Annotated in this window: 12 protein-coding genes; all 12 read left to right on the top strand. The window is 31.3% G+C overall.

Annotation, left to right across the window (positions count from 1 at the left end; all coding sequences use genetic code 11):
• The 12 genes from NZ841_04835 to NZ841_04780 all read left to right on the top strand — a co-directional run bounded on the left by NZ841_04835 (position 1) and on the right by NZ841_04780 (position 14,500).
• On the top strand, positions 1–1,632 hold the full coding sequence (locus NZ841_04835) for a DAK2 domain-containing protein (GenBank protein ID MCS7202081.1): 1,632 nt from the start codon (positions 1–3) through the stop codon (positions 1,630–1,632).
• Positions 1,629–3,965, top strand: coding sequence for an ATP-dependent DNA helicase RecG (recG, locus tag NZ841_04830; GenBank protein MCS7202080.1), 2,337 nt, complete (start codon positions 1,629–1,631; stop codon positions 3,963–3,965). The genes NZ841_04835 and recG overlap by 4 nt, the downstream gene beginning before the upstream one ends.
• Positions 3,955–4,527 (top strand): 16S rRNA (guanine(966)-N(2))-methyltransferase RsmD, encoded by a 573-nt coding sequence (gene rsmD / locus NZ841_04825; protein MCS7202079.1) that lies wholly within the window; start codon positions 3,955–3,957, stop codon positions 4,525–4,527. The genes recG and rsmD overlap by 11 nt, the downstream gene beginning before the upstream one ends.
• On the top strand, positions 4,520–5,014 hold the full coding sequence (gene coaD, locus NZ841_04820) for a pantetheine-phosphate adenylyltransferase (protein MCS7202078.1): 495 nt from the start codon (positions 4,520–4,522) through the stop codon (positions 5,012–5,014). The genes rsmD and coaD overlap by 8 nt, the downstream gene beginning before the upstream one ends.
• Positions 5,004–5,450: an ATPase gene (locus tag NZ841_04815; GenBank protein ID MCS7202077.1), complete on the top strand. Its 447-nt coding sequence runs from the start codon at positions 5,004–5,006 to the stop codon at positions 5,448–5,450. The genes coaD and NZ841_04815 overlap by 11 nt, the downstream gene beginning before the upstream one ends.
• A 131-nt stretch (positions 5,451–5,581) precedes the next feature.
• On the top strand, positions 5,582–5,851 hold the full coding sequence (gene rpsO, locus NZ841_04810) for a 30S ribosomal protein S15 (GenBank protein MCS7202076.1): 270 nt from the start codon (positions 5,582–5,584) through the stop codon (positions 5,849–5,851).
• Positions 5,852–5,853: 2 nt separating this feature from the next.
• Complete coding sequence (locus tag NZ841_04805; GenBank protein ID MCS7202075.1) at positions 5,854–7,935, top strand: polyribonucleotide nucleotidyltransferase; 2,082 nt, start codon at positions 5,854–5,856, stop codon at positions 7,933–7,935.
• A complete protein-coding gene (locus NZ841_04800) occupies positions 7,935–9,194 on the top strand; it encodes an insulinase family protein (GenBank protein ID MCS7202074.1) in 1,260 nt (419 codons plus the stop codon). Before NZ841_04805 ends, NZ841_04800 begins: the two co-directional genes overlap by 1 nt.
• Positions 9,191–10,003 (top strand): 4-hydroxy-tetrahydrodipicolinate reductase, encoded by an 813-nt coding sequence (dapB, locus tag NZ841_04795; protein ID MCS7202073.1) that lies wholly within the window; start codon positions 9,191–9,193, stop codon positions 10,001–10,003. Before NZ841_04800 ends, dapB begins: the two co-directional genes overlap by 4 nt.
• 1 nt (position 10,004) lies before the next feature.
• Positions 10,005–10,898 (top strand): 4-hydroxy-tetrahydrodipicolinate synthase, encoded by an 894-nt coding sequence (dapA, locus tag NZ841_04790; protein MCS7202072.1) that lies wholly within the window; start codon positions 10,005–10,007, stop codon positions 10,896–10,898.
• The gene (locus NZ841_04785; GenBank protein ID MCS7202071.1) at positions 10,891–12,549 is read left to right on the top strand and encodes a ribonuclease J; all 1,659 of its coding nucleotides are present in this window, start codon (positions 10,891–10,893) and stop codon (positions 12,547–12,549) included. The genes dapA and NZ841_04785 overlap by 8 nt, the downstream gene beginning before the upstream one ends.
• Before the next feature lies 1 nt (position 12,550).
• Positions 12,551–14,500: a DNA translocase FtsK gene (locus NZ841_04780; GenBank protein ID MCS7202070.1), complete on the top strand. Its 1,950-nt coding sequence runs from the start codon at positions 12,551–12,553 to the stop codon at positions 14,498–14,500.
• Positions 14,501–14,507: the final 7 nt, after the last annotated feature.

The raw sequence follows: 14,507 nt of genomic DNA, 5'->3' as shown, positions 1-14,507 counted from the left end.
TTGCAAAAGGTTCAAGAGTTAAACGGAGAATTATTAGAAAATCTTTTTGAACAAGCTGTATATCAATTGCAGATCCATAAAGAAGAAATAGATCTTTTAAATGTTTTTCCTGTGCCTGATGGTGATACAGGGACAAATATGTTATATACACTGCAATCTACTTTGGCAGAAATTAAAAAACAAAAAGTAAAGAATATTAAAAATGTAGCGGAAGCATCAATAAAAGGCTCTCTTATGGGAGCAAGAGGAAATTCAGGGGTAATACTTTCTCAAATTATTAGAGGTTTTGCAGAATATATTAAAAATAAAGATAAAATTGATGCAGATACCTGGGTAAAAGCATGGCAAGAAGCAACAAGAGTTGCATACAGGGCAGTTTTAAATCCTACAGAGGGAACTATTCTTACAGTACTTAGAGAAGGAGTAAAGGAAGCAACTCTAGCTCTAAAGGAAACCAAGGATATATTAGTTATAACAAAAAGAATGCTTGATAGAGCTAAGAAAGCTTTGGCTGATACTCCCAATCTTTTACCTATACTTAAAGAAGCTCAAGTTGTTGACGCGGGAGGACAAGGTTTAGTCTATTTTTGGGAAGGTTTTTTAAATGGACTTATGGGTAAAAAAATAGAATTAAAAGAGGAAAGAGTTATTCTAAGAGAAAAACCCGATTTAGAAGTAATAGAGAAACATGTTATTACTTATCAGTATTGTACTGAGTTTATAATACTTTCTCAAGAAAATACAGATTTCTCAGAATTTAAAAATTGGCTCTATTCTCAAGGAGATAGTATTGTTACAGCAGAAACAAGGGGAATGTTAAAGGTTCATATTCATACTAATAATCCTGGAAAAATCTTAGATAGAGCATTAGAATTAGGGAGTTTGTCTCAAATAAAGATAGATAATATGGCGGAACAACATGAAGAAAGATTAAGAAAAGAAATAGAACCTATGCCTAAAGCCTTATCTCCGAAGAAAGATGTAGGATTTGTGGTTGTATCTTGGGGGGAGGGCTTAAATCAAATATTTAATAGCTTTTCTGTAGATTTTATTATAAATGGAGGACAAACTTTAAACCCTAGTGTAGAGGCTATTAAGAATGCTGTAGAGAAAATTAATGCTGATAAGGTTTTTCTCTTTCCTAATAATAAAAATGTTATTCTTGCAGCACAACAAGTAGAAAACCTATACAAGGATAAGGTAATTATAATTCCTACGAAACATGTTTTAGAGGGTATTAGAGCATTAGTTGAATATAATCCAAAGGATTCTTGGGAACAGATGAAGAAAAAATTTGAAAAGGGAAAGGATAGCATAAGAGTTGGTGAAATAACACGAGCTATAAGGAATACTTCTATAAATGGCTTTGAGATTTCTGAGGGGGATATTTTAGGATTAATTAATGATGAGATTGCTTATGTAGGTAAGGACATAAATGAGGTAGCCATAAACTTGGTAGAGAAACTCTTAAAAGAAAATGGAGAAGTTTTAACTATTTATTATGGGCAGGATATTAGTAAGGAAGAAGCTCAAGAATTATATAATTTGATTTCTCAGAAGTATTCTTCTCTTAGCATAGAATTAATCTATGGAGGTCAACCCTATTATTATTATTATCTTGGTTTAGAATGATCCTCGAAACAAGAAATATAAAAATCCTTAAAGGATTAAAAGAAATCCTAGAGAGGGAGATAGAGTTAAATTATTCAAATAGAAGTACAAAATATGGATTAGAAAAGACTTTAGAGGTTGCGATGAAGGAATTCCCTCTCTGGAAGGGATTTTGGTCTACTAAAGTTTTAGATTTAATTTCGAATTACACAGGAAAAACCTTAGAAGAGAGGAAAAAAATAATTTCAGATATTTATACGATTATAAGTATTGCACTAGAAATATACTCTGACGATGAATTTTGGAGTAAATCTATTCAGTACATAAAAGGAATAGGACCCAAGAGAGCAAAATTACTTAATAGACTTGGAATCAATAATTTAAAAGATTTAATTTATTATTTTCCTCGAGATTATGATGATAGATCTAAGCTTAAAAAGATTGCCCAATTAACTCCTGGAGAAAAAGTTACTTTGAAAGTAAAAATTCTTGAATATGAAGAAAGCAAAACACCATATAAAAGGATTCCAATATTGAGAGCAAAAGTTACTGATGGGACATCATATATGTATGCAATTTGGTACAATCAAAAATTTATAAAACAGAATTTGCCTATAGGTACCGAAGTCTTAATCTCAGGGGAAGTCAAAAAAGTTCTTAGAAATTTTGAGATAGAAAATCCAGAGTATGAGATTTTAGAGGAGGATAAAGAAGAAACGTTACATGTGGGGAGGATTGTTCCTATTTATTCTTTGACCCAAGGATTATCTCAAAAGGTTATGAGACAAATAATTTACGACGTTGTTAATCAATACTCGATTTTCATTGAAGATACTCTTCCAGAAAAAATTAAACAAAAATACAATCTTATGGATAAACCTATAAGCATATTAGAGAAGCATTTTCCTACTACATTTCTCTCAATGGGAAGTGCCACCAAAAGATTGGTATTTGAAGAATTATTATTTATGCAATTAACCTTGGCTCAAAAAAAGAGAGAGATTGAATCCCTTTCTGCGCCTGTATTTAATACGGAAAGTTCCTTATTAAATACTTTTCTTGAAAAACTTCCTTTTAAATTAACATCGGCCCAAGAAAAAGTTTGGAATGAAATCAAATTAGATCTTTCGTCGGGAAAACCTATGCATAGATTATTACAAGGAGATGTTGGGTCTGGAAAAACCATTATAGCTGCAATGGCAGTCCTATTGGCAGTAGAAAATGGATATCAGTCTGCTTTTATGGTTCCCACAGAAATATTAGCAGAACAACACTATTCTAGATTAAGACCTCTTTTTGAACCTCTTGGTGTTAGGATTGGTCTTCTGATTGGAAGTCTTTCTAAGAAGGAAAAATTAAGTATATTAGAAGATTTGAAAATTGGAAATTTATCTGTAGTAATTGGCACTCATGCTTTGATTCAAGAGGGGGTTAAGTTTAAGAATTTAGGTTTAGTAATTATTGATGAACAACATAAATTTGGAGTTGTTCAAAGATCAAATCTATGGAAAAAAGGAGAGAACCCTCATCTTTTAGTTATGACTGCAACTCCTATTCCAAGAACTTTAGCAATAACAATCTATGGAGAGCTTGATGTTTCCATAATAGATGCTTTGCCTCCTGGAAGAAAGCCTGTTAGTACCTATCTTTATCCCACTTCTAGAAGAAGAGAGGTTTATTCTTTAGTACAGAAAGAAATATTGTCAGGAAAACAAGCTTATGTTGTGTGTCCTCTTATTGAAGAATCTGAAAAATTAGAGGCAGAATCTGCTACTAAGTTATATGAAAAATTAAAAAAGTTTTTTCCTAACTTTAATATTGGATTGATCCATGGTTTGGTTCCAAAAGAGGAGAGAGCAAAAATAATGGAGGATTTTAGAAACGGTAAAATCCAAATCTTGGTGGCAACTACCGTAATAGAAGTAGGTATTGATGTACCCAATGCATCAGTTATGGTAATCGAAGACGCTCATCGCTTTGGATTAGCCCAACTACATCAATTACGCGGAAGAATAGGAAGAGGTGAAGTTGCTTCTGTCTGTTTTCTAATAGCAGATCTTAAGGGAGAAGAGGCAAAAAAGAGATTAGAAGTATTTGTAAGCACTAATGATGGTTTTATAATTGCAAATAAAGACCTAGAAATTCGTGGACCTGGAGAATTTTTCGGTACAAGACAACATGGGCTTCCTGATCTTCATTTGACTGATCTTACAAGAGATCTGAGAATTCTTGAAATTGCAAGAAAGGAAGCTTTTGAGATTTTAAAGGATGATGCTAACTTGGAGAAGGAAGAAAATAGTCTTATAAGAAAATGGCTTATAAAAGAAAAAAAGGAGAAAGCTCTTGTCATCTGAAATAAGAATTCTTAGAGGAATCTTTGAGGGAAAAAAAATAAAAGCCTTAAGAGGAAAAAAATATAGACCTACCATGGAACAGGCAAGAACTTCTTTATTTAATTCCTTGGGAGATAAAATCATTAACTCTTATTTTTTAGATCTCTTTTCAGGCTCAGGTATAATAGGATTTGAGGCTTTAAGCTTGGGAGCAAAAAAAGTTGTTTTTGTTGAAAACTATTTACCTGCCGTAATAATGCTAAAAAATAATGTAAAAATTTTAGGGGTGAAGGAAAAAATTGAAATTTTTTTTCAGGATGTTTTCTCTTTTCTGAAAAGAAATTTCCACGAGAAATTTGATATTATATTTATGGATCCACCATATTCCTATGGAAAAAAAATAAATGAGATATTAAATTTATTAGAAGAAAAATTATGGATAAAAGAGAAGGGAATAGTTATTGTTGAACATCACAAAAAAATAAAACTGCAAAATAGTTTTAAAGTTTTAGAATTGTATGATATAAAAAATTTTGGGGAGACTTTTTTTAGTTATTACATGAGGAAAAATGAAAATGTTTAGAAGAGCAGTTTATCCAGGAAGCTTTGACCCAGTAACTAATGGACACTTGGATATTATAAAAAGGGTTGCAAATATTTGCGATGAACTAATTGTTGCTGTAGCTCAAAATATAGCTAAAGTTCCCCTTTTTACCCTTGAAGAGAGACTAGAAATGCTAAGAGAAAGTGTTAAGGATATAGGCAATGTCTATGTTGATCATTTTGATGGGCTTCTTGTGGACTATCTTAAAAAAGTAGAAGCAAAGGTTATAATAAGAGGTTTAAGAGCTGTCTCTGATTTTGAATATGAATTTCAACAAGCCTTAGCAAATAAAAAATTATATCCCGATTGTGAAACTATATTTCTTGTTACAGATTCAAAATATGCTTATCTAAGCTCAAGCATGGTTAAAGAAATTGCAAAGTTTGGTGGATGTGTTAAGGATTTGGTTCCTGATATGGTTGCTAAAAAACTCTATTTGAAATTTCGAGGTAATAATGCTAAATAGATCTTTTGAAATTATCGAAGAAATAAGAAGTATTATTAAGAAAGGTCTCATAATTCCTGTGCTTGAAAAAGTAGTAATAGATTATAATAAGTTAGTTTCTTTAATAGAAGATTTGGATAGAACTCTTCCCGAAGAATTAGCGGAGGCAAAAAGAATAATTAGAAGAAAAGAAGAAATCTTAAAAGAAGCCGAAGAAGAAGCTCAAAGTGTTATAAAAATTGCAAAAGAAAAAGCTGAGAATCTTCTGAGAGAAAGTAATATTACCTTAAAAGCCCAAAAGGAAGCGGAGACAATAATTGAGGAAGCAAAAAAAGAGGCAAATGAAATTAAAAAGGAAGCAGAAGACTATATCTTAGTTTTACTAAATAAAGTAGAAGAGGTATTGAAAAGAGAGTTGGAAATAATTAATAAATGTAAAAATGAGTTAAAAATGTAAAAAGCTTTTTGTTTTTCTTTTTACATAAATACTGGTATTAAATTAAGAAATGTGCTAAAATAGTAACTAACCTATAGTGATGGGTTACCATTGCTATAGGCGATTTTTTGAAAAAGAATAAGGAGGTAAAAATGGCTCTAACAAAGGAAGAAAAAAGAGAAATAATTGAAAAATTTAGGATTAATGAAAAAGATTCAGGATCTCCTGAGGTTCAAATTGCTTTATTAACAGAGAGAATAAAAAAACTTACTGAACATTTAAAGATACATAAGAAAGATTTTCATTCAAGGGTTGGACTTTTAAAAATGATAGGTAAAAGAAGAAAGTTATTAAGATATCTTCAAGAGAAAGATATGGAAAGATATAAAAAATTGATTCAGGAATTAGGATTAAGAAAATAAATATGGCAGAAACTTATACCTTTAAAAAAGAAATTGCAGGTAGAGACCTAATAATCGAAATAGGAAAAGTTGCGTGGCAAGCAACGGGTTCTCTTTTAATACAATATGGAGAAACTGTTCTTTTAGTTACTGTTGTCTCTTCTGAGGATTTTAAGGAAGATGTTGACTTTTTCCCGTTGACTGTAGAATATGTTGAGAAATTATATGCAGCTGGTAAAATTCCAGGTGGATTTTTAAAGAGAGAAGGAAAACCTTCAGAAAATGAAATTTTAATGGCGAGACTTATTGATAGACCCTTAAGACCTCTTTTCTCTAAGGATTTTAGAAATGAAGTTCAGATAATTGTTACTGTCTTAGCGGTAGACCAAGAGAATTATCCTGATATTCCAGGAATTATTGGTGCTTCATGTGCTATTATGTTAGCTGGTTTACCTTTTAATGGTCCCTTAGGAGCTGTTAGGGTAGGGTGGGATGGAGAGAATTGGATAATAAATCCTAAAGCAGAAAAAGCTTCGAATTTATTATTAGATTTAGTTGTTGCGGGAACAAGAGATAAGATATTTATGTTAGAGGGAGACGGAGTTGAAGTTCCAGAAGATGTATTTATAGAAGGGGTAATTAGAGGACATTATGCCCTTCAAGATACTATTGAGTTACAGGAAGAAATCTTAAAAGCAATTAAACCTCAACCTTTTCCTTATGTTCCTTATAAAATCGATGAAAATTTAAAAAGAGATGTATTAAATTATATCTCAGAAGAGGAAATTAGAAATGCGATTTTAACTATAAGTAAATCAGAAAGGCAAAAGGCATTAGAAGATTTAAAAAATAAAGTTGCTAAATTTTTTGAACCTATATATGGGAATAAAATAATTCAAGTTGATGAAATTATAAATGAAATCGCAAAGGAATTTATAAAAGATTTAATTTTAAAAGAAAAAAGGAGAGTAGATGGTAGAAGCCTAGATGAATTAAGACCTATAAGTTGTAGTGTGGGAGTTCTTCCACGGGTTCATGGTTCTGCATTATTCCAAAGAGGTGAGACTCAAGTTCTTACAGTAGCAACTCTTGGTGCTGGAGAAGAACAAATAATTGAAAGCGTTATTGAAAGCCCTCCTAAAAGATATATGCATCATTATAATTTTCCCCCTTTCTCTGTAGGGGAAATTAAACCTTTAAGAGGACCAGGAAGAAGAGAGATAGGTCATGGTGCGTTAGCAGAAAGGGCTTTATTACCTTTAATCCCAAAAGAAGAGGAGTTTCCCTATACAATAAGATTAGTTTCCGAAGTTTTATCGTCTAATGGTTCTACCTCCATGGCAAGTGTTTGTGGTAGTAGCTTAGCTTTAATGGACGCTGGTGTACCCATAAGATCTTCCGTAGCAGGAGTTGCTATGGGGTTAATTAAAGATGGAGAAAAATTTGAAATTTTGACAGATATACAAGGTTTGGAAGATGCTCTAGGAGGTATGGACTTTAAAATTGCAGGTACGAAAAAGGGAATAACTGCAGTTCAGTTGGATATTAAAGTAGATGGACTTACTTATGATATGCTTAAAAAAGCAATTTACCAAGCAAGATCTGCACGTCTTAAAATATTAGAGATTATGGATAGAATTATTCCTGCCCCAAGACCAGAGATTTCTCCTTATGCTCCTCGAATTAAAGTTGTAGAAATTAATCCCTCAAAAATTGGTGATTTAATTGGACCAAGTGGTAAAAATATAAAAAGAATCATTGAGGAGACAAAAACTGAAATTAGTATAAAACCTGAAGGTTTAGTAATTATATCTGCTCCTAATATGGAGTCTGCAGAGAGGGCTTCCCAACTAATTTACGAGTACACAAGAGATATTAAAGAAGGAGAGGTATTTCTTGGTAAAGTAGTAAGAGTTACAGATTATGGTGCCTTTGTGGAAATATTACCTGGAAAGATAGGACTTTTACATATCTCAAAGTTCAAAACTATAAATAAAGGTAAAAGACAGGTTAGAGAAGAAATAAATCTTGGAGATGAGATTTTAATTAAAGTAGACTCCATAGATTCTCAAGGAAGAATTAGTTTAACTCGTCGCGATATTTGATGAACCCACAGATTTTAATTTTAGATAATAACTTAAAATTAGTATTTGAGACTACCCCATATAGAAAAAGTGTTGATATTATAATTGCTGTTAACTCAGGCTCAAGATACGAAAAACAAAATGAACATGGTTTAGCTCATTTAGTAGAGCACCTTCTTTTTAAGAATAATTATAGAAAAAACAAAAATATTGCTCTGGAAATAGATAGATTGGGAGGAGAATTAGATGCTTTTACAACTCGTGAAGGTACTTATTTCATATTAAAAATTTTAAAAGCTCATTTATCTAGGGGTCTAAATCTTTTATCAGAAATAATTTTGAATCCAGAGTTCACGGCGGAAGATTTAGAGATAGAAAAAAAGGTTGTAAAGGAAGAAGTAAAGATGTATTGGGACTCTCCTGAAGAAATTGCTTTAGATCTTTTTCTTAAATCCTCCTGGGATGGACATCCTATTGCACGAGAAATTTTAGGTACGGAAGAGTCTATTGAAAGTTTTAATCTAGAAAAAGTAATGGACTTTTATAAGAGATTATATAATTTAAACAACATGACTATACTTGTGAGTGGTGATTTATCCTTTAAAACAATATGTGATATGGTTGAAAAAAACTTCTATAAAGAAGTAGAAAATACCTATTATGAAGAATTATCATCTCCCATCTTTAAACCTAATAAATTGATAAAAGAAGAAAATTTTGAACAAATTCAATTTTTTTTAGGAACAGAAAGCTATAAACCTCAAGATGAGAGAAAGTTTTCTCTTTATCTTTTGTCATTGATATTAGGAGGCGGAATAAGTTCTCGTCTTTTTCAAGAATTACGAGAAAAGAATGGTTTGGTCTATAATGTAGAAACTCAAGGTATAAGTTTTAAAGATACAAGTCTTTTTGCAATATATACTGCAACAACACCAAGATTTTTTGAGAAAACCCTTATCACTCTTGTAGATCAGATTGAAAAAATAAAGAAGGAAGGAATTACAAAGGAAGAGTTAGATACAGCCAAAAAGCAGAGTATTTATAACTTTTTAATGCAAATAGAGAATCCCCGATTTAGACTCTTTTATTATTTTGATTCTTTATCTATTTATGGAGAAATTATTTCTCCTTATGAGACAATAAGAAAAATAAGAAGAGTAAGTTTAGAGGATGTCCATAATACCATAGAGTATATTTTCAATAAACCCTTTTCGCTCTCTTTAGTGGGCCCAGTGAATTCTAAAATTAAAAAATTAATAACTAGAGGTGATTTATTATGAGTATAAAAGTTGTTCTTTGTGGAGCCTTAGGAAAAATGGGTAGAGTGATAGGAAAAGCAATAGCTTCTTCTGAAGATATGGAATTAACTGGAGCTGTAGATCCTAAAGGAGTAGGAATGGACTATGGAAAGGTGATTAATCTTGAAAATATCTCTCTCTCGGTCAAAGGAAGTATAGAGGAATGTTCTGAACTTCCTTTTGATCTTATCGTAGATTTCACAAATCCAGAATCTGCTTATAAAAATGCCATTTTTTCTTTAAATTTAAATAAAAAAGTAATTTTAGGTACTACAGGCTTATCAAAGGATATGATAGAGGATATTAAAAGAAAAACAGAAGAAAAAAAATCTGCAACATTAATTGCTCCCAATTTTGCTTTAGGTGCAGTTTTAATGATTCAAATAGCAAAAAAATTAGTAAAATATTTTCCCGACGTAGAGATTATTGAACTACATCATAATGAAAAGATAGATGCTCCTTCTGGCACTGCGATAGCTACTGCAGAAATTTTGGCAGAAGAGATGAAAAAAAGAAATCTTATCCATTTTGATCCTACGAAAGTGGAAAAACTTCCTGGCTCAAGGGGTGGAAAAATAAATAGTATAAATATTCACAGTATTCGTTTACCAGGATTAGTGGCTCATCAAGAAATAATCTTTGGGGGAATAGGACAGATTCTTACTATTAGACACGATGCTATAAGTAGAGATTGCTATATACCAGGAGTTCTCTTGGGAATTAGAGAAATATATAAGAGAACTGGCTTTTTTTATGGGTTAGAAACAATTTTAGAAAAGGAGGAGGAGTAAGATGACACATTTTGGTAGATTAATAACTGCAATGGTGACTCCTTTTGATGATAATGGTGAAATCAATTGGAAAGAAGTAGATAGGATAGTAGAAAAATTAATTGAAGATGGTTCTGATAGTATTGTAGTTTCTGGAACTACAGGTGAGTCGCCTACTCTATCTTCTGAAGAAAAATTGCAACTTTTTGAGAGGGTTAAGCATGTTGCAAAGGGAAGAGTAAAGATAATTGCGGGAACTACAAATTATTGTACAAAAGAATCTATTGAATTGACAAAAGAAGCAGAAAAAATTGGAGTCGATGGGATTCTTGCTACAGCACCATATTATAATAGACCTCCTCAAGATGGTCTTTATAAACATTTTGGTGCTATTGCGGAATCTACATCTTTGCCAATAATTGTATATAATATTCCTTCGAGAACTGCAGTAAATATTCTTCCCGATACATTATATAAACTTGCTAAAGATTTTAAGAATATTGTAGGAGTTAAAGAAGCCAGTGGAGATCTTAATCAAATGTCAGAAATAAGAAGACTTCTTCCTCGTCCTTTTTTACTTTATAGTGGAGATGATTCAATGACTTTGCCTTTACTAAGTATTGGAGGAGATGGAGTAGTAAGTGTGGCTTCCCACATAGTTGGAAGGGAAATAAAAGCTATGATAGATTCATATTTTGAAGGAAAAATAGAAAAAGCGACAGAGATTCATCTAAAGCTTTTCCCAATTTTTAGAGCATTATTTTTAACTACAAATCCCATTCCTCTTAAGGAAGCATTAAAGTTATTGGGTTATAATGTGGGAAATTGTAGATTACCCTTATCTCCTATAGATGATAAAAATAGGCAAGAGTTAATAAAAAGATTAAAGGAGTTTGGATTTAGTGTAAATGAGTAGTGGTAAGTTGAGAATTATTCCTTTAGGTGGATGTGGTGAAATTGGAAAAAACATGATTCTTTTTCAATATGAAGATGAGATATTAATATTCGACGCAGGACTAATGTTTCCCAATGAGGAGATGTTTGGAGTAGATTTTGTTATTCCAGACATCTCCTATATTCTTTCTAATAAAAATAAAGTTAAAGGAATATTATTGACCCATGGACATGAAGATCACATAGGAGCATTACCTTTTATCTTAAAAGATTTAGATGTTCCCATATATGGAACTCCTTTAACTCTTGGACTTGTAGAAAAGAAACTAGAAGAATTTAATATAGAAAAGAAATTAATTAAGATTACGCCTGGAGAGAGATTTACTATAGGTTCTTTCTCCATTGAAGCTTTTAGGCAAACTCATAGTATTCCAGATTCTGTAGGTTTTGCTATTGAGACCTCTTTAGGTTTGATAATACTCAGTGGCGACTTTAAATTTGATCAAAGTCCCATAGACGGAAATACAACAGATTTTAGAAAGTTGGCGGAATTTGGAGAAAGAGGAGTTTTAGCTTTAATCTGTGATACTACAAATATTGAGCAAAAGGGTATAACTCCTTCTGAAAGTACTATAAGATCTACTTTTGAGAGTATTTTCAGTACTGCTAAAGGTAGGATATTTTTAGTAACTTTTGCTTCAAATTTTCATAGGATTCAACAAGCTATAAATGTTGCAATAAAATATCACAGGAAAATTGCTATTGCAGGTAAAAGTTTAGTAAGTAATATAGAAGTAGCAAATAAACTTGGATATCTTAATATTCCAGATGGAATATTAATAAATATAAAAGATGTTAACTCTCTTCCTAAGGAAAGGGTGCTAGTTTTATCCACGGGAAGTCAAGGAGAACCTTATTCTGCATTAGTTTTACTTACCAATTATTCTTATAAACAATTGGCATTGAATCCTGATGATACTGTAGTTTTAGCTACAACTCCTATTCCAGGAAATGAAGTTATGGTATTTCGTTTAGTAAATCAACTTTTTAGAAAAGGGGTAGAAGTAATATACGGAGAAAATGCAGGAGTTCATGTTTCTGGACATGCAGCTCAGGAAGAAATAAAAATGCTTATAAATCTCTTAAGGCCAAAATATTTGATTCCATATCATGGAGAATATAGGCACTTAGTTTTATTTAAGAAATTAGCACAGACTTTGGGATACTCTAACGAAAACATAAAAGTTCTAGAAAACGGTCATGTATTAGAAGTGGATAATTCTGGAATGAGAGTTGTAGATAAAATTGATGCTGGGAATATTTATGTAGATGGTTTAGGAATCGGAGATGTGGGAAATATTGTTCTAAAAGAAAGAAGAAGATTATCCGAGGATGGTGTCGTAGTTATTGGAGTATTGATAGATCAAGCTACAGGCTTGATCTTAGAGGGTCCAGAAATAATTTCAAGGGGATTTGTTTTTGAAAAAGAAGCGGAAGAACTTTTTGAAAAAGCAAAAAAAAGAATAAGAAATCTTTTTCAAGAAATGGCTAAAATTAATAATTCCAAAAATAAAATTGATAAGAAAAATTTATTAAAAGAAACATTAGAAGATTTTTTCTTTCAGGAAATAAGAAGAAGACCTTTTTTAATACCTATATTATGGGAAATATAAAATGCCAAGAAGGGTTGTTATAGGCCTTATTTTAATATTCTTAAATTTATTTTTAATTTTTTCTTGGCTTATGCCTCATGGGGCAGGTACTCTTGGAAGATTTCTTGTAAATTTTTTGGAAGATTTTTTTGGTATATATAATTTTCTCTTTTTAATTCTTCAAGGGTTTATTATATATACTCTTTTAAAAGGAGAATTCAAAAAAAATGATATTCTTGCTTATATTCTCCTTTCTTTTAGCTTATTAATTATTTTTTCTTTAATTCTATTCGTCAGTGGACTACAAGATTTAGGTGGTAAATTTGGGATTAATTTAAAAAGAGTGCTTTATAATTTCCTAGGAATAGCAGGTTCTTTATTCCTTGCTTTAATATGTTTTCTTCTCTCCATATACTATTTACCTCTCTTTAAAATAAATATCTCTAGAAAAAAAGAAGGAAATAAAACAAAAAAAGTAAAAAGAATTGAAAAAATTAAAGAGGAAATAAAGAATATAAGAGAATCGAAAATGGAAGTAGAAGAGATTAATATTTCAATTCCTAGAGTCTTTCCACCACCATTAGACTTGTTATCTTTTGGCACTTCTGTAAATGAAGAAGAAGATTTAGAAAGGATCGCAGAAAAAATAGAAAGTACTTTTAAGAATTTTAAAATAGACACAAAGGTTGAAGAATATCATATAGGTCCTTCGGTAATAAGATTTGATGTGTCTTTAGCACCTGGAATAAGAGTAAATAAAATATTAGGTTTAGCCAATGATTTAGCTCTTGCTTTAGCAGTCCCCAGTATAAGATTTGAAACTCCTGTTCCAGGAAAATCCTTAATTGGAATTGAGGTTCCAAGAAAGAAACCTACAAGGGTATATTTAAGAGAAATATTAGAGAGTAAGAATTTTCAGAATACCTCTTATTCTCTTCCTATTGCTTTGGGTAAGGATTTAGCAGGAAAACCTCAGGTGGGTAATTTAGCAGATATGCTTCATCTTCTTATTGCAGGAACTACAGGTTCTGGTAAGAGTATGTTTATTAATACCCTTATATTAAGTCTTCTTTACAAACATAATCCTACAAATCTTAAATTTTTAATGATAGATCCAAAAAGAGTAGAACTTTCTCTGTATAACAAACTTTATAAAAAATATCTTTGGTATCCTGTAATAACTGAATATCACGAAGCATCCTCTGTATTAAAGTGGGCAATAAATGAAATGGAAAGAAGATATAAAATATTTGCAGAGGAAGAAGTAAGAAATATAGACGAGTATAAAAATAGAGAACTAAATATAATAAAGGAGAATCTTCCATATATTATTATTATTATTGATGAATTAAATGATCTTATGATGGTAGCACCAAAAGAAGTCGAAGATATGATATGTAGACTAGCACAAAAAGCAAGAGCTGCTGGAATCCATTTAGTTGTTGCAACTCAGCGTCCTTCTGTTGATGTGATAACAGGCCTTATTAAAGCAAATATTCCCTCGAGGATTGCCTTTGCTGTTTCCTCTCAAGTTGATTCAAGAATTATTTTAGATGATAATGGTGCAGAAAAACTTCTCGGAAAGGGGGATATGCTTTATCTACCTATAATGAGTACCTCACCACTAAGATTACAAGCTCCATTTGTTGAAGAGAAAGATATTAAAAAAGTTGTTAATTATCTTTATGAAACTTTTTCTGATGTTGAATCTTCTATTTCTCTAGAAATTAAAAAAGAAGATAAAGAAGAAAAAGAAGCCTTTACAGAAGATCCATTGCTTCCTCAAGTGGTTAATCTTCTAGAAGGAAGAAAAATTATTTCTACCTCCTATATTCAAAGGAGATTTAGAATAGGATATAATAGAGCAGCGCGTATACTCGATATTCTAGAAGAAAAAGGATATGTAACATCTCAAGGGGAAGGAAAGCCTAAAAAAGTTATAAAAGGAGGTGATAAAGAGTTTAAACAATGATGTTTAG

It is taken from the genome of Dictyoglomus sp., assembly GCA_025060475.1.
Lineage (GTDB): Bacteria > Dictyoglomota > Dictyoglomia > Dictyoglomales > Dictyoglomaceae > NZ13-RE01.
The sequence above is the reverse complement of the archived record's forward strand: the minus strand, read 5'-3'. Positions and strand labels throughout refer to the sequence as shown.